The following is a 22,571-nucleotide window of genomic DNA, read 5'->3' on the forward strand; positions in this document are numbered from 1 at the left end:
TCTCACCCCCAAAAACGGCCACTCCGCTCCCGAAACTTCGTGTCCTGACCGGACGCCGAACACCTATTTGACACGTTTCGCCTTCAGCTGCGGATTGAGCGTTGTCACGTGGTTGAGCCACTTCTTCGGGCGGCGCAGCATCTTCTCGGGGTATTCGACCGTCAGGCCCAGGATCTGCGCCATCCTGCCGACGAAGTGGATACAATTGCGCTCCTCCAGATCGTAATATTTGCCGGGCGCATTTTCCCATGCGCGCACTTCCCGGATGATCTCGCGATATTGCTCGTCGGTGATCGTGAGCGTGAAGTGGCGGTTGGTGCTGGTGAGGTATTTCGGTTTCTCGATGCTGATTTCGTGAAACACCGGGCCGTTTAGGATCGCGGGCGAGACCTTCCTGGCGGTGAAGCCGTAATTCTCGTTTACGGCCTCGCCGGTTTCCTCCAGCTCGCCATCGAGCACGATGAAGGTGTGCGGGTAGCGCCCGAACAGCACCGATCCGTTGAAGCTGTGAAAATGGATCTGCACATCGGCGAGCGCAGGCCCGCTCCAGACAAGCGCGATCAGGGCGGCGATGTGAATCATGAAGCGCGGCATGGTGCGGCTTTTATCGCGTAATGGCTTCAACTCGCAAGCAAACTTGCGTTGCCTCCCGCCGCCGTCGTGTCGATGCAGGTAACCCGCTCGGTCGCGAAGCGCGCGAGGTAATGCGGGCCGCCCGCTTTCGGCCCGGTGCCGGAAAGGCCCTCGCCGCCGAACGGCTGGCTTTCGACGATCGCGCCGATCTGGTTGCGGTTGACGTAGAAATTGCCGACCTTGGCGCGCGCCTGCACGAACCGGCGGGTGGCGGCGATGCGGCTGTGCAGGCCGAGCGTGAGGCCGTATCCGGTGGCGTTGATGTCGGCGATGACCTGCCCCAGATCCTCTGAAGCAAACCGCACCACGTGCAGGACCGGACCGAAGTTCTCGCGCTTCAGGTCGAGGATGGAATCGAGCTCGATAATGGTCGGCGCGACGAAGCAGCCCTTGGCCATGCTGTCATCGAGGGCGAGCCGCCACACGGTGCGCTCGTTCTGCTGGCGGCGCGCGACGTGGCGTTCGAGCGCGGCCTGCGCGTCGGGATCGATCACCGGGCCAACATCGGTTGCAAGCAGCGCCGGGTCGCCGACATGCAGCGCCTCGAACCCGCCGCGGATCATGGCGAGCATTTCGTCTGCGACATCGTCCTGGAGGTACAGGACGCGCAAGGCCGAGCAGCGCTGGCCTGCGCTCTGGAACGCGCTCGCAAGCACATCGCGCACGACCTGTTCGGGCAGGGCGGACGAATCGACGATCATGGCGTTCTGTCCGCCGGTTTCCGCGATCAGGGTGGCAATCGGGCCATCGCGCCCGGCGAGCGACTGGTTGATGAGCCGCGCGGTTTCGGTCGATCCGGTAAAGGCCACCCCGGCAAGGCGCGGATCGGCGGTGATGAGCTGGCCGACCTCGCCAGCACCGGGGAGCAATTGCAGCGCTTCGGGCGGGATGCCGGCCTCATGGCACAGCTTCACCGCGAGCGCGGCGATCAGCGGGGTCTGCTCGGCAGGCTTGGCGATGACGGCATTGCCCGCAGCCAGCGCGGTCGACGCCATGCCGGTGAAGATCGCGAGCGGGAAATTCCATGGGCTGATCGTCGCAAACACGCCTCGGTCGTGCATGCGCAGCGTGTTCTTCTCGCCGGTCGGGCCGGGGAGGGAGACGGGATGTTCGAACTGGCGGCGCGCTTCGGACGCATAATAGCGCAGGAAATCGACCGCCTCGCGCACTTCGGCGACCCCGTCGAGCAGGGTCTTGCCCGCCTCACGCTGGCATAGCGAGAGGAACTCGTCGGTGTGATCCTCGAACAGGTTCGCCGCCTCTTCCAGCAGGACCGCGCGCTTTTCGCCGCCGAGCGCATCCCAGCCCGGCTGGATCAGCTCGGCGCGGGCGAAGGCGGCGCCGACTTCTTCCTCGGTCGCATCGCGGCGAGTGCCGACCGTCGCTGTCAGGTCGTGCGGCATTGTGATCGGCGCGGTTTCTCCCGCATCCTCCGCCGGGAATGTCGGCTGCGCGCGCCACTCGATATCGGCAAGGTCGGCAAGGCGTTTCTGAAGCGGGCCGATCACCAGCGGATCGGACAGGTCGACGCCCGCGCTGTTCAGCCGCTCTCCGAGAATATCTTCGGGCAGCGGGATCGCGGGATTGCGCCGCGGTGACATCGCGGCAAGCTGCGCCACCGGATCGTCGACCAGCTCCTCCGCCGGAATATCGGCATCGCCCATCCGGTTGACGAAGCTCGTGTTCGCTCCGTTTTCGAGCAGGCGTCGCACGAGATAGGCGAGCAATTCCTTGTGCCCGCCAACCGGCGCGTAGACGCGCACCGGGGTCGCGTCATTGCCCTCTAACTTGCGAAGCGCATCGTACACTTCCTCGCCCATGCCGTGGAGGCGCTGGAATTCGAAGGGTCTGGCAGATGCCATCTCCTTCACCGCCGCCACGGTGTAGGCGTTGTGCGTTGCGAAGGCAGGGCGGATCACGTCGTCATGTTCGAACAATCGCGCAGCGCAGGCGAGGTAGGACACGTCCGTGGCAATCTTGCGGGTGAAGACCGGGTAGTCGGAGTAGCCGCCGACCTGGGAAATCTTGATCTCGCTGTCCCAATAGGCGCCCTTGACCAGCCGCACGAACAGCTTGCGCCCATGACGGCGGGCCAGCTTTGCCACCCAGTCGCAGAGCGGCACTCCGCGCTTCTGGTACGCCTGGACCGCAAGTCCGAAGCCTTCCCAGCGCGAGCCGTCAGGGCGGGTGAACAGCTCATCATCGACGACGAGATCTTCGATGATGTCGCGCGAAACCTCGAGCCGCTCGGCCTCCTCGGCGTCGAGCGTGAAATGGATGTTGGCATCGCGCGCCTTCAGCGCCAGCCGCCTGACCACCGGCACGATGCCAGCGCGCGCTTCATCGGCATGGAAATGCGTGTATTTCGGGTGCAAGGCGGAAAGCTTGACCGAAATGCCGGGCGAAGGTCCGATCCCGCCCTGCGCCTCGGCTGCCAGCCGGTCGAGCGCGCCTTCGTAAGCGTGCGCATACCGTTCGGCATCGGCGAAGGTCATCGCCGCCTCGCCCAGCATGTCGAACGAATGCGTCAGACCTCTGGCGCGCTCTGGTCTGGCGCGTTTGAGCGCCTCGCCGATGGTCCGGCCATAAACGAACTGTCCGCCAAGGATGCGCATGGCCTGCAGCACCGCCTTGCGGATGACCGGTTCGCCGAGCCGGTTGACCGTGCCTTTCAAGACCCGGCCCATGCCCTTCTGGTGCGCCTCGGGCTGTTCCAGCACTTCGCCGGTCAGCATCAGCGAGAACGTCGCCGCATTGACGAAGGTCGAAGAGCTTTCGCCGAGATGGTCGCTCCACTCGATGTCGCCGATCTTGTCGCGGATCAGCGCGTCGGCGGTGTCCTCGTCGGGCACGCGCAGCAGCGCTTCGGCAAGGCACATCAGAGCGATGCCTTCTTCGGTATCGAGCCCGTATTGCTGCAGAAACGCATCGACCCCGCTCGCCTTTTGCGCGCGCGCGCCCTCGATCAGTTCAATCGCCAGATCGCCTGCCGCCTCGCTCACCTTGCGCGCGGGCGCGGCCTGTTCGAGCCGCTGGGCAATGCACGCGTCTTCTTCTGCGCGGTAGGCCCGGCGCAGCTCGGATCGGTCGAGGTAATGGTCTGAATTCATGGGCTGACTGCTTGTGGTCACTGCGTGCGGTTCACTTTTCCCTGATCGCGACTCGGTGCCTGACGAGCTTGGACCCGCAGGCGCGCGACTTCAAGAAAAGTCGCGCCAGCAGCGGCTAGTGCGTTTGCGCCCTACCGCCCTTTGCAGGAGCCGGAGAAGCGCTTACGCGTTGACAAATGCAGTGGTTCTGGCAAATTTGTCCGGACAAATATTCGACGCCCTAGCGAGGTAGACCAATGGCTTCCGATCTTCCCCCGCCATACACCGCCATGACGCGGCACGAGATGATGCCGCGCGCGAGCCATGATGAGACCGCGCGGTTCAATTTCCTGACGCATTTCAATCGCTACCTGTCCGGCCCGATCGGTGGGGGGAACAAGCTGGCTTATGAAAAGCGTGTGCTTCCCGCGTTCCGGCAAGAACATGGCCGCGATCCGCAGCACCGCTATGAAATCCGCGACGCGATGAACCGCGATGACTGGCACCGGACATGGTCGGCGCTCAAGCGCAATTCGATGGAGATGCGCCAGCATTTCGGGCGGCAAGTGGTGCTGCGCCAGATCGATGAACTGGATGCGATGGCCAAGCAGTATAATGAGCATTCGGGTATGCTCGAACTCGACCCGGCAATCGAGCAGCCGCATTACCAGACCGCTGTCGATATCCATTGCCAGCCGGGCGGGTACCACACCGAGGAACGCAGCGGCGATGTGACCGTCGGCGCGAATTACGATGTCGGTTTGTTCGCGACAACCGGCGGCGCGCTGGGCGGGCTCAACGATGGCGGCGGGCAGGCCGTGGTCGAATGGGTCAAGTCCGAGCGGCCGGACTGGCAGCCCAAACGCATCCTCGATATCGGCTGCACGGTCGGACACAATGCCGTGCCCATCGCGCAGGCTTTTCCCGAAGCGGAAGTGATCGCGATCGATACGGCTGCTCCCTCGCTCCGATATGGCGCGGCGCGCGCTGCGGCGATGGGCGTCACCAATATCAAATTCGTGCAGGCATCCGGCGAAGATCTCTCGCGCTGGGCCGATGAAAGCTTCGACTGGGTGCAGACGACGATGTTCCTGCACGAGCTTTCCTCAAAGGCGATGCCGCGCATCCTTGCAGAGGCGCACCGCGTCCTCGCGCCGGGCGGGTTGATCTTGCATATCGAGCAGCCGCAATATTCGGACGAGATGCCGCTGTTCGAACAATTCATGCGCGACTGGGATGCCTTCAACAACAACGAGCCATTCTGGTCCGCGATGCATGGGCAAGACCTGAAACAGGTGATGGCCGATGCCGGCTTTGCGCGCGATGACCAGTTCGTCGCGGGCGTGCGCGCGGTCGTCGACCCGGAGATTTTCCCGCCATCGCCCGATGACGGCGAGGAGGATTTTGGCCGGGCGGCGATCTGGAACGCTTACGGTGCATGGAAACCGTCGAGACAGGCAGCCGCCGCGTGAGCGCCGGAGACGAGGACGGGTTCGACTGGGTCGCGGCATCGGGCAAACGCGCCAAGGGCAAGCGGCCAGAGTTCTTCGACGAACCCGCGCTCGACCGGCTGTATTCGACCGTCTTCGCGCTGGCTGCCGAGGTTTCCGCGCTGCGCGAACGGCACGACACGGTCGAACGGCTGCTCGATGAAAAGGGCGTGCTCAAACGCGGGGATATCGAAGGCTACAAGCCCGACCGCGCGGCGGGCGAAGAACGCGGCCTTGCAACGCGCGCCTATATCGCGCGCATTATGAGAGGGTTCCAGCAGGAGGTCGAGGCAATGGAGGCGGGCGATCCGCCGATCATGGACGTCGTGGAGCGATTGAAACGGGATTAGGCCAGGCGCAGGGCACTGGAGGGATCACAGCATGCAGCGGGGGATCGGTTGGCATGGAATTTCTATATCTCAATGAGCTGAGCATCCTACGCTGGGTGCATATCCTGGCGATGGTGTACTGGTTGGGCGGCGAATGGGGCGTGTTCCAGACGAGCTACCACGTCACCAATCCCGCGCTGTCCCTCGAAGAGCGCAAGCGGCACATGGAAACCGCCTACCGCATCGATATCCTCGCGCGCACCGGCATCGTGCTGCTGCTGCCGCTGGGTCTGCACATGGGCAAGATTTATGGCTTCGTCCCGCTGCTTGACGGTGCGGGCGTGTGGTGGATGTGGCTGTTCTTCGCGATCTGGCTGGCGATGACATGGACGGCATTTCTCAAGCGGGAGACCGATATCGGGATCACGGTGACGCGCGCGGAAGAATTGCTGCGCTATCCGCTGATCCTCGCGCTCTTCGTGACCGCGTTTCTCGCGTTCGGCGGCAGCGGCCCGATCGAGACGGGTGAGGGCAATCACTGGTATCCGGCCAAGATGGCGCTGTATGCCTTTGCGCTGTGCATCGGGCTGTTTCTGCGGCTCGTCATGCGCCGCTGGACCGAGCGGTTTCGCATCCTTGCGCAGGGGCCGAATGCCGAGCAGGAACAGGCCTTGCAGCGCGAGATCGGGACCGCGCGCCTGTCCGCCTATATCTACTGGATCACCATCGCGTCCGTCTGTTTCCTCGGCGCGGTTAAGCCCTTCTGACCGGAGCCCAAGCCATGCCAGCCTACATGATCGTGACCGCCGCCATCCATGACCGCGAGAAATTCGTGTCCGGCTACGGCGCGGCTGCGGCCGCGCTGATCGAGAAGTTCGGCGGCGAATACCTGCTGCGCGGACCCGGCGCGGAATGCCTCGAAGGGGATTTCGGCGACGGAGCGTCGATGGTGATCTCCAAGTGGCCCGACCGCGCTGCGATCAAGGCGTTCTGGAACAGCCCCGAATATGCCGAGGCGAAGAAACTGCGTGAAGGCCTCGCCGATGTGCAGGTGCTCGTGATCGACGGTCCCGATCTCATTCCAGGATCTGGTTGAGCTCGATCAGGATTCCGTCGGGATCGAAGAAATTGCATCCCATCACGCGGATATCCGGCCCGCCGCCGCGTCCCGGATAGACCTGCAGGCGCGGCTCTGCGGTGAAGGTCACGCCGGGCACCGATTTGGCGGCCTCGCAGCGCCCTTCGACATCGTCGGTGTTGAGCACCATCACGAAATCGCCCGGCCCCATTCGCCTGGGATAATCCTCCGCCGGGATTGCCGGGTCGAGCCATTCCATCAGGCCGACCCAGCCGACCCACGGATCGTTCGAGTTGAGCAGCACCAGCCGCGCGGTGGCGCCCGGCTCGCCTGCGGGCAGGGCAACGCCCGAGGTCGTGACGGTGGTGTCGTAATTGACCTCCAGCCCGATGACGTCGCGGTAGAGCTTCAGAGAGTTCTCGATATCGCGCACGATAATGGTCGAGCGGCGCACATCGGTGGGAATGCGCTGCTCCGGCGCAGCGATCCCGGCCGCGGAGGGCTCTGCCGCGCCGTGATAATTGGTGATGCTGCACCCTGCGAGCAGGGCGGCTGCCACAGCCAGTCCAATGATCTTCATGCGCTCTCTCCCACTGCGCCGCTCGCGATTAGCGCGTCCAGTTTGGCCGCGTCGTAGCCCAGCCGCTCAAGCACCGCGCGCGCATCCCTGCCGGGCTTTGGCAATTGCTGCGGCGCACCGATCCGCTGCCCGTCCATTTCGAGCGGGATCGTGGGCAGGCGCACCTCGGTGCCGTTGTCGAGCGTGACGTCCTCCAGCCCGCCTTGGGCAAGATGCGGATCGCCGAACATGTCCTGCGGCCTGCCAATCGGGGCGAACGGCAGGCCGCTGCCATCGAGCTTCGCAATCACTTCGTCGCGGGTCATGCCGGTGATCAGCTCGCGGATCACCGGCATGATCCGCTCCCTTGCATCGACGCGGGCATTGTTCTCGCGAAGGCTCTCGTCCGCCCACAATTCATCGAGACCGAAGAGCGCGCAGAATTTCTCCCACAGCGCATCGGTCACGACGCCGATGAAGACCGGCTCATCGCGGGTTTCGAACACGTCGTAGATCGCCCAGGCGGAGACGCGCGCGGGCATGGGCGCGGCGGGCGTGCCGGTGACGGCGTATTGCGCCATGTGCTGCCCGACGAGGTAGATCGTCGTCTCGAACAGGCTCGCGGTCACCTTCTGCCCCTTGCCGGTGCGGTGGCGCTCCTCAAGCGCGGCGAGAATGCCGATCACGCCGAACATGCCGCCGGTGACGTCGATCACGCTCGCGCCCGCCCGCAGCGGCTTGCCAGGAGGTCCGGTCATATAGGCAAGCCCGCCCATCATCTGCGCAACCTCGTCAAGCGCGGTGCGCTGCTCGTATGGGCCGGGCAGAAAGCCCTTCTCGCTGCAATAGATCAGGCGCAGATTATCCCTGGCGCAATCCTCGTAGGACAGGCCCAGCCGGTCGAGCGCGCCGGGGCGGAAGTTCTCCACCAGCACGTCTGCACCGGCGATCAGGTCTTTCGCGACCTGCACTCCTTCGTCCGATTTGAGGTCGAGGCAGATCGACTGCTTGCCGCGATTGTACATCGGGAAATAGCCTGCGCCCGATCCCTTGAGGCGGCGCGTGCGGTCGCCGCCGATCGGCTCGACCCGCACGACATCTGCGCCAAGTCCGGCGAGGATATGCCCGACGGTCGGCCCCATCACCATGTGCGTGAACTCGATCACCGTGATCCCTGCCAGCGGAGCCGGAGACGATTGGGATGCGCTCATGCGGCGGTCCTCTGCTTGTAATCGAGCATCGGCCCCGCATCGGGGGTAAAGCCGTAAAGCGGCTCGCCGGGGAGGGCCTCCTCGATAATGGCGCGGACCTCGAGCAATTTCTCAAGGTCGATCCCGGTCGTCAGCCCCATCGAATTGAGCATCAGCACGAGGTCCTCGGTGACGAGATTGCCCGACGCGCCCGGCGCGAACGGGCAGCCTCCCAGCCCGCCGAGCGAGGCATCGAAGGTCGTGATCCCCTCTTCCAGCCCCGCGACCACATTGGCGAGGCCGAGCCCGCGCGTGTTGTGAAGGTGCAGCGTGGTGAGGAGGTCTTCGCCCACTGCTGCCCTGACCTTGCGGGTCAGCCGCCGAACCTGCGCGGGGTCAGCATAGCCCGTCGTGTCGGACAGGCTCAGCTCCTGCGCGCCCGCATCGACCGCCTGTTCAGCGAGCCGCACAACCTGATCCTCGCTTACGGCGCCTTCCATCGTGCACCCGAACGCGGTCGAAAGCCCGACGGCGAAGTGGACGCCGTGCGCGCGCGCGATAGCGGAGGCGGCGCGGATCTCCTCGATCATCGCCGGGTGATCCTTGCGCACATTCTTGAGCGAATGCGTTTCGCTCATCGAGAACGGAATGCTCATTCCATCGACGCCCGCCTCAACGGCGAATTGCGCGCCCTTGGCATTGGGCACAAGGGTCACGGCGGTCAGGCCCTCGATGCCCTTGGCGAACTTCACCAGCTCGGCAGTGTCCGCCATTTGCGGCAGCAACCTCGCAGGCACGAAACTGCCCACCTCGATCTCGCGCACTCCGGCAGCAGCCTCGGCAGCGATCCAGCGCTTCTTTGCCTCCAGCGGCATCACCCGGTCAATCGATTGAAGCCCGTCGCGCGGGCCGACTTCGGAAACGAGAATGTCTGTCATGCGGAGGGCTCCAGGTAGATCCAAGGGCGCAGCAGCCGGTCGGCTTCGGTCCAGTTTTCGATAGAATGCGATTGGGTCAGCGTGAGGTCGATCGCGTCCAGCCCGTCTGCCAGCATCAGCTTGGCTTCGGGATCGATTTCGAACCGGTGGGTCTGTGTCTGCGACCGCACTTCCTGCGCCGCGAGGTCGATGCAGATGATCTTGCCCGCCAGTGCCTCGACTGCTTCGCGGGGCAGCACGACGGGCAGGACCGAATTGCGCAGGCAATTGCCGTGAAAGATCGGCGCAAAGCTTTCTGCGATGATTGCCCGGATGCCGTATTCGGCGAGCGCCCAGACAGCGTGCTCGCGGCTTGACCCGCAGCCGAAATTGGCTCCGGCAGCGATAATGCTGGCACCGCGATATTGCGGCTGGTTAAGCGCGAAGTTCGTATCCGGCGTTCGTGCATCGGCGTCTGTGTAGCGCCACGGCGCGAACAGACCGTCCGCCAGTCCGTCGCGCCCGGTGGAGCGCATTTCGCGGCTCGGAATGATCGTATCGGTGTCGATATTGTCGCCCAGAGATGGACCGGGGATCGGCGCGGCAATTCCGGTGAGGGGTTGGGGGAAGGCGGTCATGCCATCGCCTCCTTGCGCGCATAGTCGCGCGGATCGGCAATCGCGCCTGCAATCGCGCTCGCGGCGACGGTTTCGGGCGAGGCGATATGCGCGCGGATGCCGGGGCCCTGGCGCCCTTCGAAGTTGCGGTTGGTGCTCGAAATGACGCGCGATCCTGGGGCAAAGCCCTCTCCGCCCGCATAGAAACACAGTGAGCAGCCGCTCATGCGCCACTCGAACCCGGCGGCCTCGAAGATACGGTCCAGTCCCTCGGCTTCGGCCTGGCGCTTGACCGCAAGCGATCCGGGCACGACCAGCGCGGTCTTGATCGAAGGGGCGATCCGGCGGCCTTCAAGGATCGCTGCTGCACGGCGCAGGTCCGAGATCCGGCTGTTTGTGCAGCTGCCGATGAACGCCGCATCAAGCGGGGTTCCGGCAAGGCGCGCTCCCGTATCGAGGCCGATATAGTCATGTGCGCGCGCCGGTCCCTGCGGCACTCTTTGATCGATCGGGACCGCGTGCTCCGGACTGGTCCCCCAGCTAACCATCGGGGCGATCGCTGCCGCGTCCAATACTATCTCTCGGTCGAAAGCCGCTCCCTCATCGGTGGAGAGTGTGGCCCAATAAGGATCATCGAAGCGGGCGGGCGCGTATTTGCGTCCGGCGAGGTGATCGAATGTCCGGGTGTCCGGAGCAATCAGGCCGGTCATCGCGCTGAACTCCGTCGCCATGTTGCACAGCGTCATGCGCGCTTCCATGTCCATCGCGCGCACCGCCTCGCCCGCGAATTCGACCACGTGCCCTGCGCCGCCGCCTGCGCCGTGATCGGCGATGAGAGTGAGCACCAAGTCCTTTGCGGTCACGCCGGGCGCGAGCGAGCCTTCGAAAGTCACGCGCATCGTCCTGGGCTGGTCGAGCCGCAAGGTGCCCGTGACCATCGCATGTTCGGCTTCCGACGAACCGATGCCCCATGCCAGCGCTCCGAATGCGCCCTGCGCGCAGGTGTGGCTGTCGGGCGCGACGAGGGTGCAGCCCGGCAGGACGATGCCTTGCTCGGGCGAGATCACATGGACGATGCCCTGATCGCGGTCATTGACGTCGAACAGGGTGATCCCTGCCGCTTTGCACGCCGCGCGGGTCTCTGTGATGAAGGCTTCGCCGCCCTCCATCAGCGTCCCGTCGCCGCGTCCGATGCGCGTGTCGACGATATGGTCCATGACCGCAAATACGCGCGCTGGATCCCGCACCGTGCGCTTCATCTCGGCCATACGCCCGAGCGCCGCTGCGCCCGTGCGTTCGTGCAGGAAAACGCGGTCGATCGCGATCAGGACCGCGCCGCCAGCGGTCTGTCCGACCGCGTGCGTATCCCAGATCTTTTCGAACAGCGTTTTCGCCATGGGGCGGGTTCTATCCTCCGAATTCGACCTGCCGGCCATCTTGCGCCGCTGCCTTCATCTCCGCATCGACGCCGCGCCAATCCCTGGTCACGAACCGCTCCTGAATGGCGGTGCGGGTCTCCAGCATACCATTTCTGATCCAGTGCCAGGTACGGCAGCGGTTCTGGCCGTCGTCGGAAATCTGGATCTGCTCATACAGGTAAAGCGAAGGATCGCCCGTGCGCTGCCAGTAAAGCATCATTGTGCGGTTGTATTCGTCGAGCGGAACTTCGGCGGCCCAGCCCTGGATCAGATCGTTGTCCCACCAGATGCGCCCGTCGCGGTATTCGTACCGGAAATTCGCGAATTTCGGTCTTGCCGTCCGGCCAGCGGTAATGGTTGGTTTGGTGATAGGGCGTTTCCGGGTCATCGGTGATGCGGCACAGCAGGCGGCTGGCATGTTCGTCGATCTTCTCGTTCGCGGCGTTGAAATAGGAGTAGGTGCCGTCCCACACCCCTTCGTGGCGGGCGAGCAGCGGCATGGCGGTCTTGAAATCGGTCATCGTCATCCTCGGTTGAGCGTGGTGAGTTCCTCGTGCCAGCGGCGCGCGGCGTCTCCGGCGCGGATGCGGGCGAGCGCGCGATTGTGCAAAGCCTCGGGGTCGAGCCGAGCGGGATCGAGCGGGACTGCGTTGTCGGCGCTGGCCTCGTACCACGGTTCGAAAAAGCACTCCGCTCGCGCCGCCGACCATGCGCGCTGGAGATATTGGCCAAAGCGGTCGGGCGTCATGTCGGGATAGAGCCGCTCCGGATCGCCGTGGGGCACATCGGGCCAGGCACCGACCTCGGTGTCGAGCGCCTGCGCGGCTTTTCGAACCGCGCCTGCAATGTCGGCGAAATCATCGGACTGGCCGTGGCCGGGAATGTCGATCGCGATCTCTCCCGCGCCCGGTTCCGCCATTTCGGCAGCGGGTGCGTGCAGGACCAGCCGCTCTGCGCCTCGCGCACCCTTCCAGTGGATCAGGCCCTCATCGAACGCGAGCCAGCCCTCCTCCGCGTCCTCGGCAAGCGGCGGGCACGGATCGCCGCCGCCATGCTCCTGCAGGAAAGCTAGGCTCGCTGCCTGATGGTCCGCTGGCGCGCTCACCTTCTCAGCGCGCCAGCCCTCCGGCATCTTGCCCAGCCGGTCGATATGCTCCTGCAGCGGGTCGCCGTCATAGGCGGTGATGAGGCACGGCGGCACGTCGTTGTCTGCGCCAGGTATATCGCGCGGCGCACGCAGTACCGCGCCGTACCCCGCCTGATAGGCATTGCCCGCATCGAGCATTTCGGAGACCGCCTGCGCCACGCGCGGCACATCGGCGTGCGCGACCGACAGACGCGCTTCCTCGCGCGTGTCGAACCACGGGAACACCCAGCTTTGCTCGAGCATCCGGTTCCACAGCCATGTGAGATGCTCGCCATAGGCCGAGGGGTGGAATTCGGGCAGGTAGCGCTCCCCGAAAACGCGCATTTCCGCCTCGGTCCAGATCGCATATCCGCCCACGGCGAGGCATTCGAACCGATGCGGCTGGCGCTTCAGCGCGGTGACGAGAATTATGCCGCCGGAATGGAAACCGTAGGCCGCGCAGCGCGCAATCCCGAGCGCATCGAGAAATTCGCACAGGCCGTCTGCAAACTCGGCGATCTCGGGGTTCTTGCCGCCGGCTTCGGGTAGCGGGTCCGACTGGCCAAAGCCGGGGGTATCGGGCGCGATGCAGGTGAAGTGCTCGCCCCAGCGCCGCATCAGCTCGGCATATTCTGCGCTGGAGCGCGGGCTTTGATGCACCATCAGCAGCGCCGGACCGCTGCCGCAGCGGCGGTAATGGACCTTGCGCCGGGAGCCCGGCAGCGTGAGGATATGGCGAGTGATCGGCTTCAAAAAGTTGTCCGGACAAATTTTGCTCGACAAGGCTCTACGCGCCTTTATTGTGGATTGTCAAAGCTGAATTCGCAGAGGAATAGCATGCCCGATATGGTCGGTACGAAAATGGTCGAAGACGGCAGGACCGCGCGCCAGATCTTCGAGGAAGTCATGGCCAATCCCGCGCGCAAGAAGTTCGGCTTTGGCGAGAAGCTGGCCATCGTGAATGTCGATGTGCAGCAGGCCTATACTCGCACCGACCTGTTCAAGACCGCGTACGAAACCGATCCGCAGCAAATCGATTACATCAATCGGATCAGCGGCCTTGCCCGCACCAGGGGGATGCCGGTCATCTGGAGCCGCGTCGCCTACAAGGACGATGCAGCCGATGCAGGCGTATGGGGAACCCGCACCAATACCGAGGACAGCCTGCAGAACATCAAGTATGGTAGCGAGCGGCACGAATTCGATCCGCGCTGCGACATTCATGATGACGACTTGCAATTCACCAAGCGTATGCCGAGCGTCTTTTTCGAAACGCCGCTGGCGAGCTACCTGACATTCCACCGGGTCGACACAGTGGTGGTCACCGGCGGCTCAACCAGCGGCTGCGTGCGGGCCACGGCGGTCGATGCGCTCAGCCACGGATACCGCACGATCGTCCCGATCGAGACCTGCGCGGACAAGCATGAAAGCTATCACTTCGCCAATCTCACCGACCTCCAGCTGAAATATGCCGATGTCGAGCCGGTCGCAGCGGTGATCGACTGGCTGGAGGCGCGCTGAACCATGCATGAGGGCGCGCCCGATCCGCAGCTTTACGACTATCACCCCTATCGCGGTCCGCTCGAAGATCACCTGGCCGGGCGGAAAGACGTGCGCCGTCTGGGTAGCGCCCAATCTCGAATATTACGAGATCGACCCGCCGATCCATCCCAAGCGCAATCCCTGGCCGCATCTTGCGCCCAGCGTGGCGGGCTATTCGCACCGCGATCATTCGAACCGCGTGAGCCATTGGCGCATGGCCGATGTCATGTCCCGGAACGGCTTTCCGGGATCGGTCAGCCTGTCGGTTGCGCTGTGTCAGCACCATCCCGAAGTCGTCGAGGATGCAAGCGAGCGCGGCTGGGAGTTCTTCAGCCACGGCATCTACAACACGCGCTATTCCTACGACATGACCGAGGCGCAGGAGCGCAGCATCATCGAGGATTCGATCCGCACGGTCGAGGGCGCCACCGGTCAGCGCATTCGCGGCTGGCTCGCGCCCGCGCTCACGCACACTCCGCGCACGCTCGACCTGCTGGCGGAATACGGGCTCGATTACACCTGCGACCTCTATCACGACGATCAGGTGCAGGAAGTGAAAGTGGCGAAAGGCCGGCTCGCCTCGATCCCCTACAGCCTCGAGGTGAACGATCATTACGGCTTTTTCGTCTACAACATGTCGGGCCGCGAATATGCCGATACGCTCGTGCGCCAGTTCGAGCGGCTGGCGGCAGAAGGCGAGACATCGGGCACGGTCATGTGCATCCCACTGCACGCCTACCTGATCGGCCAGCCGCACCGGATCGGCCCGTTCGAGGAGGCGCTGGAGCATATCGCGAAGGATGACCGCGCGTGGATCGCGCGCGCGGGCGAGATTGTCGATGCTTGGCGAGAACAGATCGGGAGGGCGCAGTCCTCATGAGCACGCTCCCCGATAGCTACACCCAATATCCGCGCCGCAGCGAAGGCTACGATCACGACCTCTACGAATGGTCGAACATGCACGAGCGCGCGCCGGTGAAATGGCCCGGCGGATCGGTCGCGGTTTGGCTGTGCGTGAGCCTCGAATGGTTTCCGATTACTCCCGGCGGCCCATTCAAGGCTCCCGGCCACATGGTCACGCCCTATCCCGATTACCGTCACTACACTTCGCGCGATTACGGCAACCGCGTGGGCGTGTGGCGGATGCTCGACGCGTTCGAAGCGGCGGGCGTGAAAGCGAGCTTTGCGGCCAACGCCGCGGTGGCCGAACGCTATCCCGATCTGATCGCAGCGATCCAGTCCGGCGGGCACGAGATCATCGCGCATTCCACGGACATGAACGGGACCATCGATGCGAGCCTTGGTGAGGACGCCGAGCGCGCGCTGATTGGCGGTGCGATGTCGCGGCTGGAAGCAGCAACCGGAGAGCGGCCCAGGGGCTGGCTATCGATTGCGCGCCAGCAGAGCTTCCACACGCTCGGCATCCTCAAGGACGAGGGGCTGTCCTATTGCTGCGACTGGGTGAACGACGAACTGCCCTATCGCTTCAACAACGGCCTGATCGACCTGCCGCTCAACCACGAGCTTTCGGACCGCACGATCATCACCGTGCAGCAGCAGAGCGCGGATAGCTGGGCGACGAGCATGCGCGATGCGTTCGACTGGCTCAGCAGCGAGGCTGCGCGCAGTGGCTCCGGGCGGATGCTGCCGATCCATCTCCTGCCTTACATCATGGGCCTGCCCTACCGGATCGGCGCGCTCGAAGGCCTGCTCGCAGATTTCGCCAAACGCGGCGAAGCATGGTTTGCGGCGGGCAGTGACATCGTCAGCGAATGGGAGTCCCAGCAATGAAGGCCCGCAATCCCCGCACTGGCGAGGAAGACTACGAATTTGCCGCCAGCACCCGCGCAGAGATCGCTGCCGAGGCGGCTCGGCTGCGCGATGCTCAGCCCGCATGGGAGGCAATGGGGCCGGAGGGACGCGCTCAGGTGCTCAACCGACTTGCCGATGCCATCGAAGCCGCTGCTCCGCAGATCGCCGCTGCGCTCACCGTGGACACCGGTCGCGGCGCGGTGTCCTGGATCGAGGTGCAGGGATGCGCCGGCAATATCCGCGGCTGGGCTGCCAAAGGCCCGGCATTGTTCGCCGGGCTCGAGCGCGGTCCCAAAGCCTCCGCCACACCGGGCATCGAGATCGTCACGGAATATTCCGCCTTCCCGCTGTTCGGAGCAATTGCGCCGTGGAACTTTCCGGTCATCCTCTCGCATATCGACGCGGTCCCGGCGCTGATGGCGGGCTGCGCGGCGCTGGTTAAGCCTTCCGAAGTCACGCCCCGCTTTGCCGAGCCGATGCGCGAGGTGCTGGCGCAGGTTCCCGAACTGCCGCTCGCCTATGTCATGGGCGGACCGGATGTCGGTCAGGCGCTGATCGAGGAGGTGGACTACATCTGCTTCACCGGCTCGACCGCGACCGGGCGCAAGGTGGCCGAAGCCGCGGCGCGTCAGCTGATCCCGGCCAATCTCGAGCTTGGCGGCAAGGACCCGATGATCGTCACCGCAAGCGCCGATCCCGAATGGGCGGCAGGCGTCGCACTGCGATCCTCGATTGTCGCCACCGGGCAGGCGTGCCAGTCGATCGAACGCGTGTATGTCGCGCGGGAAATTGCCGAACCGTTCCTCGCAGCTCTGGTTGCGGGGGCGGAGCGGGTGGAGATCACGCACCCCGATCCGGCGCAGGGTCATCTCGGGCCATTCATCTTTCCCGCCCAGGCAGGCAAGGTTCAGGCGCATATCGACGATGCCCGCTCCAAAGGCGCGCTTGTGCTCACCGGCGGAGAGGTCGAAACGCTCGGCGGAGGCAAATATCTGCGCCCCACGGTGCTTACCGGCGTGACGCCGGAAATGGACGTGATGCGCGAGGAGACATTCGGCCCGGTGATCCCGGTCACCGTCTTCGATGATCTTGAAGACGCCATCGCGCAGGCCAATGACACCGAATACGGCCTCTCCGCCGCCGTGCTTGCCGGGTCGCTGGACGAGGCGGCGACAGTCGGCGCACGCCTCGACGCGGGAGCGATTTCGCTACAGGACGGCGCGCTTACGAGCATGGTGGGCGATGCGGCGAACCAGTCGCGCGGGGCATCGGGCCTCGGGCCGAGCCGGATGGGCGATACCGGGATGCTGCGCTTCCTGCGCGAACAGGCGATGATCCGCCAGACCGGGCAGCCGCTCCCCATCGAGGCCTATGCCGAGGGGCAGGGCGGATGAGCAACCGCGCCGAGATGGACGCGGTCATGCCCGCAATGCTCCTCCACGAAGGGTGGTGGGACGGCTGGTATCGCCATTTCGACCTCCAAGGCGGGCTGATCGATGCGCACACGGTCAAGACCCACTGCGAATTTCCCGATGCGGGGACGTGGCATTATATCCAGCACAACTGGCTCAGCTGGGAGGATGGCCGCGAGGCGGTCTACGAATTTGGCGGACGGCTCGAAGGCGAACGGATCGTGTGGAAGACCGACCGGTTCGGCGGCTATGGCTGGCAGACCGGCGAAGAGACGCTGATGCTGAAGCTCGACCGGCTCGACGTGCCGGGAGCGTATTATATCGAGATGATCAATGTTGCGCCCGATGGGCAGAGCCGCGCGCGGACATGGCAATGGTTCAAGGACGGCAAACCCTGGAAGCGCACCTTGTGCGACGAACACCGGATCGAGGCCCCATGATATCCGCCACTCTTGTCCTGTTGCTTCAAGGCGTGCCTGCAGGCGCCGCGCCGCCCCCGCCATCCTCGACCTGCGATGCGCCGGTCTACATGGTGGTCGAAGGCCGCACGCTCGATCGCGCTCGCATGATGGCCTACGGACGCGCGATTGCCGAAAGCGAAATATACCGGAAGCTCGGCGGATATTATGTAACGGTCCCGCGCCCGCTCGAAGTGTTCGAGGGCGAGGTCCCGCCCGATTACGTCAACCTCACCGTGCGCTTCCCGTGTATCGAAAACGCGCGCGCGTTCTGGAACAGCCGCATCTACCAGGAGGAAATCCTCCCCATCCGCCAGAACCCGACGAGCGCAGGCGATTACACTGTTAGCATTTATGCCGAGGCTCCCCTGCGCGAAGATATGATAGGACGGGTGGGAGACGGTACCGGTTCACGTCCGATTTTTCAGGCCACGGTGTCCCGCAGGTTGAAACGCCCGTGGTCGGCCCCGCAGCACAAGGAGAAACACCATGACAGTCGAACTCCAGCATCCCATGAAAGCGGACGCCACGCCGGATGAAACTGCGCGCGGGCGCTTTGTTTCGGGGATGCGCAGCCTGATCCTCAACGATCTCGCCGCCGATATGCGCGATGCCTATGACCGGCGCGCCGCGCCCGCTTTCAAGAAAGAGCACGGGCATGAGCCGCAAACCAGCCGGGAGGCGCACCAGGCGCTGCGCGGCGATCCGGCATTCAACATCTATTCGGCAATGCGCGCGCAGGCGCAGAAAATGGTGTGGTCGAGCGTCGCCGACAGCGTCGAGCGCGAGGCCGACCGGCTGGCACAGGAGGCCGAGAAGTCCAGCGACGCGCCGGGATCGCTGACGCTCGATCCGGGGCTCGATGTGCCCAAGAATGTCCACGCCATCGATGTGCACCTGATGCCCGGCAGCTATGTGCGCGGTGCGGACAGCCTTGAGGCGGGCGCGGTTTACGACCGGGGCCTGGCAGTGTTCTCGATGGGGCTGATGGGCGCGAACCTCGACGATATCGGCCTTTCGATGAGCCAGTATATCAAGCAGCGCTATCCCGATTTCGCGCCGAGCCGCATCCTCGATACCGGCTGCACGATCGGCCACAACACGCTGCCGTGGAAGCAGGCCTACCCCGACGCGGACGTGATCGCCATCGATGCCGCACCCGGACCGCTCGCCTATGGATCGGCGCGCGCGAAGATGCAGGGGCAGGAGGCGCATTTCCAGCAGATGTGCGCCGACGATCTCGCCTTCGAGGATGAAAGCTTCGACGTCGTCTGGTCGAGCATGTTCCTGCACGAACTTTCGAAAAAGCAGCGCGCGAGATGTTTCGAGGAAGCCTACCGCGTGCTCAAACCTGGCGGGCTGATGGTCCACATGGAGCTGCCGCCTAACGAGCAAATGGGCGCGTTCGACGGCTTCTACCTCGACTGGGACAGCTATTACAACAACGAGCCCTATTACAAAGGCTACCGCGACGAAGTTCCGAGCGAGCTGTGCGCCCGCGCCGGGTTTGGTGCCGACGGATTTTTCGACTTCGTCGTGCCCTCGGTCGGGATCTACGGGGAGCAGGCGGTTGCCGATGCCGCCAAGGGCGACCGCGCCGAAGGGGTCGGTCAGCAGACCACAGGCCGCCTTGCCGAAGGCGTGATGTGGTACGGTTTTGGAGCGTGGAAGAAGTGAGGGGGACAAAATGAGCGAAAAGCTGCGCCCGGAAGATGCTCCGCCCAGCCTCTACGACGATCAGGGCAATCCGCGCTTCTTTGCCGATCCCGGCATGGACCGGTTTGTCGCCGTGGTGATGAACCTCGCTCAGGAAGTCTGGGTGCAGGAAGAGCGCCTGCTCGCGCTCGAAGAGGCCAAATCAGGCGCCAGCGTGGACCGCGACGCGAAGGCAAAGGAATTCATCGACCGCGTGTTCGCTCCGATCCGGGAGGCGTGAGTGCCATGAAAGCATGGGAAATCGGCCCGAGAGAGAATGGGCGAGGCGGCCTTGAGAGCCTCAGACTGGTCGAGCGCGAGGCTCCCGCAGCGGGTGCAGGCGAAATCCTGGTCAAGGTCACTGCGGTCGGTCTCAATTACCGCGACCTGATGGTGCTGCGCGGCCAGTATGGCAGCGACCTGCCCGACACACGCATCCCGCTCACCGACGGGGTCGGCGTGATCGAGGCGCTGGGCGACGGGGTCGAAGGGCTGAGCGTGGGCGACCGGGTCATCGCGCACAATTTTCTCGATTGGCTCGATGAGCACGGTTTCGGCTTTCACATTTTCGCGCGCGATATTGGCGTCAATGTCGATGGCTGGCTGGCAGAGAAAATCGTTCTTCCCGCCAGCGCAGCGATCAAGGTGCCTGGCAGCGTATCGGACAGCACGGCAGCGGCGCTTGCAGTGGTTGGCGGGACGGTGTGGCACGCGATGGTCGAATTCGGCGGCGCAGGCCCCGAAAACGCCGCCGGCAAGCTTGTGCTCGCGCAGGGGACAGGCGGCGTCTCGATTTTCGCGCTGCAACTGGCCAAGGCGTTCGGCGCCGAGTTTGCAATCACGTCTTCCAGCGACGAAAAACTGGCCAGAGCGCGCGAAATGGGCGCCGACTATACGGTGAATTATCGCACGAACGAGGATTGGGCGGCGGCCTTGCTTGAGCAGACCGGCGGACGCGGCGCGGATGTTGTGATCGATACGATCGGCTTTGCCGAGTTCGGCAAGACCATCGCAGCGACCGCTGTCGAGGGGCGGATCGGCACGCTCGGCGCGCTCTCCGGCACTCCGCAGGACACACCCGATTTCGACCAGGGGTCGCTGATCGGCAAGAACATCACGATCAAGGGCATCGCCTCTGGTCACAACGGAATGCTGAAGAACGCGCTCGATGCGGTGGCCGAGCATGGGATAGAGATCCTGATCGACCGCAAGTTCTTCTTCGACGAAGCAAGAGCGGCTTACAAGCATCTCGATAGCGGTGCTCACATGGGCAAGGTCGTGATCCAGGTCGCCGAACAGCGCAATACGCCCAGAAGCTAGACGAATGCGGCGGTGGGATCGAACTCCATCATGGCCCGGTTGTTTACCGGCGCGCCTGCCAAGGCAAAGTCGTCCGGGTCAATGCTCTGAGTGATCTCGCCCTGGATTTTCGAGGCCATGTGCACATCCGCGGTGCGCGGGATACGCCGCGTCTCGTATTCGGCCAAAGCGCGCTTCACGTCTCCATGCCGCGCCAGCATTTGCGCCAGTACATACCCATCCTCGACCGCCATCGCCGCGCCCATCCCGAGGAAGGGGAGCATCGCATGGGCGGCATCGCCAAGCATCGTCACGCGGCCCTGCGACCACGTTTCCAAAGGCGCGCGGTCGTAAAGCCCCCACTTGATGATCCCCCCCGCCTCGCCGATCAGTCCGGTGACGTCCGGATGCCAGCCTTTGAATGCCGACAGCAATTCTTGCCGCGAAGCCTCGTGCGACCAGCCCTCCGGCACTTCTTCGCCTGTTTCGACCAGCGCCGCGCCGTTGACGATGCTGCCCTGCGCCATCGAATAGCGGTTGAAAGTGCGCTGCGGCCCGATGAAAATCGCGCTGCGGCCCAGCCCCATGAAGGGGGCGGCACGCTCCATCGGCACCAGAAAACGGTAGGCGACGTGGCCGGTAAAGCGCGGGGCATCGCCGGGGACCAGCTGCGCGCGTATGGCCGAGCGCACCCCGTCCGCGCCGATCAGCACCGGCGCGCTGGCGCTTTCGCCTTGCGCGAAATGAGCCGTGGCCGCCTCCTGCGATTGCTCGAAATGTGCAAGGCGGTGGCCGGTATGCGTCCATCCGCCGAGGCGCTTGAGCTCTGCCAGCAGAACCTTCTGCAAGTCCGCGCGGTAGATATGCCGCACGATGTTCGCCTCGCCATCATCGCCCAGTCCGTCACCTGTATCGAGCGCGCCCATCAGCACGGCCCCGGTGCGGTAATGCAGGAAGGGGAGATTGCCAGCCGGGCACGCCTTCGCCGCCACCGCGCCCTGAACGCCGAGCGCGCGGAACACATGCTGCGCGCCGAGGCCCAGGGTCAGTCCGGCGCCGGTTTCCTCGATCCGCTCGGCGGCTTCGTAGACATCGACGTCGATCCCCAGCTGGCGCAGCGCAATCGCGCAGGTCAGCCCGCCCAGTCCCGCGCCGATGATCGCGGCCCGCATCAGCGCTCAAGTTCGACGAGTTCGTAGCGGTTCATCATGTACCCGTCGATCGAACCATAGACGAGGACGCTGTCGTCATCGGCAGTCACCCACATGTCGAAATCGGGGTGCCGTGTGCCGCCCATCCCCTCGTCGCTGTCATCGACATAGCGATAGCGGCGGCACTGGAAGGTGCCCGCCTCGACGGTCTTTTCCTCCTCGCCGACATATTCCATCACCATTTCGAGATAGGCGATCTGCGGGGCAGTGGCTCCGCGGTGATCGGGCGAGGGGAGGAAGAAGCGCAATCTCCGGCGATGCGGGCCTTTGCTCACGTCCATCAGCCGCGTCGTGAAGCCATCGCCAGCAATCGGATGCGTACCGAAAGCGTCGAACTCGCCCGCCGCGCGAGTTTCGGAATTGCGCCCAATGCCGGGTCCAAAGCTCTCGCACACGATCTGCTCCGCTTCGGCGTCATAGGCCATCCAGCCCGAGCCGAGGAACTCATCGCCCAGCGTCAGGTGGACGAGCAGGTTGCGCGGAATCCGGTCCGGGCCGATATGGCATGTGATGTTGCGCAATACGGCGGGGTCGGGCTCCTCGATTTCGCACTGCGCGCTCATGATGACCGAACCATCGCCGTGGTGCGAGAAATTGAACCATTCGCGCCCGCGCTCCTGACCTTCCATACCCGGCTTCATCGAGGTGTAGCGGATTTTCCCGCGCACGTTCCTGTGTTTCATCGGGCGATGTTCC

24 protein-coding genes are annotated in these 22,571 nt (G+C 64.4%); 13 read left to right on the top strand and 11 right to left on the bottom strand.

The features are described 5' to 3' along the window. Positions 1–63: 63 nt before the first annotated feature. The gene (locus AC0L39_RS01670; protein WP_473260230.1) at positions 64–594 is read right to left on the bottom strand and encodes a hypothetical protein; all 531 of its coding nucleotides are present in this window, start codon (positions 592–594) and stop codon (positions 64–66) included. Between the two features lie 26 nt (positions 595–620). Beyond that, positions 621–3,743 carry a bifunctional proline dehydrogenase/L-glutamate gamma-semialdehyde dehydrogenase PutA gene (gene putA / locus AC0L39_RS01675; RefSeq protein ID WP_473260232.1) on the bottom strand — a complete coding sequence of 1,041 codons (3,123 nt, stop codon included), beginning with the start codon at positions 3,741–3,743 and terminating at the stop codon, positions 621–623. 236 nt (positions 3,744–3,979) lie between these two features. Here putA and AC0L39_RS01680 point away from each other — a divergent pair, with 236 nt between their 5' ends. Genes AC0L39_RS01680 through AC0L39_RS01695 form a run of 4 tightly spaced genes read left to right on the top strand, consistent with a single transcriptional unit; the run spans position 3,980 to position 6,637 of the window. Then, positions 3,980–5,194 carry a class I SAM-dependent methyltransferase gene (locus AC0L39_RS01680; protein ID WP_473260233.1) on the top strand — a complete coding sequence of 405 codons (1,215 nt, stop codon included), beginning with the start codon at positions 3,980–3,982 and terminating at the stop codon, positions 5,192–5,194. Beyond that, positions 5,161–5,562 carry a hypothetical protein gene (locus AC0L39_RS01685; protein ID WP_473260235.1) on the top strand — a complete coding sequence of 134 codons (402 nt, stop codon included), beginning with the start codon at positions 5,161–5,163 and terminating at the stop codon, positions 5,560–5,562. The genes AC0L39_RS01680 and AC0L39_RS01685 overlap by 34 nt, the downstream gene beginning before the upstream one ends. 53 nt (positions 5,563–5,615) lie before the next feature. Beyond that, positions 5,616–6,308, top strand: a complete 693-nt coding sequence (locus AC0L39_RS01690) for a hypothetical protein (protein ID WP_473260236.1) — start codon at positions 5,616–5,618, stop codon at positions 6,306–6,308. Between the two features lie 14 nt (positions 6,309–6,322). Continuing rightward, positions 6,323–6,637, top strand: coding sequence for a DUF1330 domain-containing protein (locus tag AC0L39_RS01695; protein WP_473260238.1), 315 nt, complete (start codon positions 6,323–6,325; stop codon positions 6,635–6,637). On the opposite strand, the gene AC0L39_RS01700 is transcribed toward AC0L39_RS01695, so the two are convergent. From AC0L39_RS01700 to AC0L39_RS01730, 7 genes are all read right to left on the bottom strand, one after another. After that, positions 6,618–7,199 (bottom strand): VOC family protein, encoded by a 582-nt coding sequence (locus AC0L39_RS01700; protein WP_473260240.1) that lies wholly within the window; start codon positions 7,197–7,199, stop codon positions 6,618–6,620. The two genes, AC0L39_RS01695 and AC0L39_RS01700, sit on opposite strands and share 20 nt — an antisense overlap. Continuing rightward, a complete protein-coding gene (locus tag AC0L39_RS01705; RefSeq protein WP_473260242.1) occupies positions 7,196–8,389 on the bottom strand; it encodes a CaiB/BaiF CoA transferase family protein in 1,194 nt (397 codons plus the stop codon). The genes AC0L39_RS01700 and AC0L39_RS01705 overlap by 4 nt, the downstream gene beginning before the upstream one ends. After that, on the bottom strand, positions 8,386–9,306 hold the full coding sequence (locus tag AC0L39_RS01710) for a hydroxymethylglutaryl-CoA lyase (RefSeq protein ID WP_473260244.1): 921 nt from the start codon (positions 9,304–9,306) through the stop codon (positions 8,386–8,388). Before AC0L39_RS01710 ends, AC0L39_RS01705 begins: the two co-directional genes overlap by 4 nt. Beyond that, on the bottom strand, positions 9,303–9,923 hold the full coding sequence (gene leuD, locus AC0L39_RS01715) for a 3-isopropylmalate dehydratase small subunit (RefSeq protein WP_473260246.1): 621 nt from the start codon (positions 9,921–9,923) through the stop codon (positions 9,303–9,305). The genes AC0L39_RS01710 and leuD overlap by 4 nt, the downstream gene beginning before the upstream one ends. Then, complete coding sequence (locus AC0L39_RS01720) at positions 9,920–11,299, bottom strand: 3-isopropylmalate dehydratase large subunit (RefSeq protein ID WP_473260248.1); 1,380 nt, start codon at positions 11,297–11,299, stop codon at positions 9,920–9,922. The genes leuD and AC0L39_RS01720 overlap by 4 nt, the downstream gene beginning before the upstream one ends. Before the next feature lie 10 nt (positions 11,300–11,309). After that, entirely contained in the window at positions 11,310–11,738 is a 429-nt protein-coding gene (locus tag AC0L39_RS01725; protein WP_473260250.1) for a hypothetical protein, read from the bottom strand. A gap of 105 nt (positions 11,739–11,843) precedes the next feature. Then, positions 11,844–13,229, bottom strand: coding sequence for an alpha/beta fold hydrolase (locus tag AC0L39_RS01730; protein WP_473260252.1), 1,386 nt, complete (start codon positions 13,227–13,229; stop codon positions 11,844–11,846). 54 nt (positions 13,230–13,283) lie between these two features. On the opposite strand from AC0L39_RS01730, the gene AC0L39_RS01735 reads away from it, so the two are divergent. The 9 genes from AC0L39_RS01735 to AC0L39_RS01775 are packed head-to-tail and all read left to right on the top strand — an operon-like array spanning position 13,284 to position 20,685. Further along, positions 13,284–13,967 (top strand): isochorismatase family protein, encoded by a 684-nt coding sequence (locus tag AC0L39_RS01735; RefSeq protein ID WP_473260254.1) that lies wholly within the window; start codon positions 13,284–13,286, stop codon positions 13,965–13,967. A gap of 7 nt (positions 13,968–13,974) precedes the next feature. After that, complete coding sequence (locus tag AC0L39_RS01740) at positions 13,975–14,868, top strand: polysaccharide deacetylase family protein (protein WP_473260256.1); 894 nt, start codon at positions 13,975–13,977, stop codon at positions 14,866–14,868. After that, on the top strand, positions 14,865–15,779 hold the full coding sequence (locus AC0L39_RS01745) for a polysaccharide deacetylase family protein (RefSeq protein ID WP_473260258.1): 915 nt from the start codon (positions 14,865–14,867) through the stop codon (positions 15,777–15,779). Before AC0L39_RS01740 ends, AC0L39_RS01745 begins: the two co-directional genes overlap by 4 nt. Then, entirely contained in the window at positions 15,776–17,194 is a 1,419-nt protein-coding gene (locus tag AC0L39_RS01750) for an aldehyde dehydrogenase family protein (RefSeq protein WP_473260259.1), read from the top strand. Before AC0L39_RS01745 ends, AC0L39_RS01750 begins: the two co-directional genes overlap by 4 nt. Next, complete coding sequence (locus AC0L39_RS01755) at positions 17,191–17,652, top strand: hypothetical protein (RefSeq protein ID WP_473260260.1); 462 nt, start codon at positions 17,191–17,193, stop codon at positions 17,650–17,652. Before AC0L39_RS01750 ends, AC0L39_RS01755 begins: the two co-directional genes overlap by 4 nt. Continuing rightward, entirely contained in the window at positions 17,649–18,209 is a 561-nt protein-coding gene (locus AC0L39_RS01760; RefSeq protein WP_473260262.1) for a DUF1330 domain-containing protein, read from the top strand. The genes AC0L39_RS01755 and AC0L39_RS01760 overlap by 4 nt, the downstream gene beginning before the upstream one ends. Further along, positions 18,160–19,347 (top strand): class I SAM-dependent methyltransferase, encoded by a 1,188-nt coding sequence (locus AC0L39_RS01765; RefSeq protein ID WP_473260264.1) that lies wholly within the window; start codon positions 18,160–18,162, stop codon positions 19,345–19,347. The genes AC0L39_RS01760 and AC0L39_RS01765 overlap by 50 nt, the downstream gene beginning before the upstream one ends. Before the next feature lie 10 nt (positions 19,348–19,357). After that, on the top strand, positions 19,358–19,606 hold the full coding sequence (locus AC0L39_RS01770; RefSeq protein WP_473260266.1) for a hypothetical protein: 249 nt from the start codon (positions 19,358–19,360) through the stop codon (positions 19,604–19,606). Positions 19,607–19,611: 5 nt separating this feature from the next. After that, entirely contained in the window at positions 19,612–20,685 is a 1,074-nt protein-coding gene (locus AC0L39_RS01775; RefSeq protein WP_473260268.1) for a zinc-dependent alcohol dehydrogenase family protein, read from the top strand. Here the strand turns inward: AC0L39_RS01775 and AC0L39_RS01780 are convergent. Continuing rightward, on the bottom strand, positions 20,682–21,836 hold the full coding sequence (locus tag AC0L39_RS01780) for an FAD-dependent monooxygenase (protein ID WP_473260270.1): 1,155 nt from the start codon (positions 21,834–21,836) through the stop codon (positions 20,682–20,684). The two genes, AC0L39_RS01775 and AC0L39_RS01780, sit on opposite strands and share 4 nt — an antisense overlap. Next, entirely contained in the window at positions 21,836–22,558 is a 723-nt protein-coding gene (locus tag AC0L39_RS01785) for a hypothetical protein (RefSeq protein WP_473260272.1), read from the bottom strand. Before AC0L39_RS01785 ends, AC0L39_RS01780 begins: the two co-directional genes overlap by 1 nt. Positions 22,559–22,571 lie beyond the last annotated feature (13 nt).

Source organism: Erythrobacter sp. K21-9 (assembly GCF_055808355.1).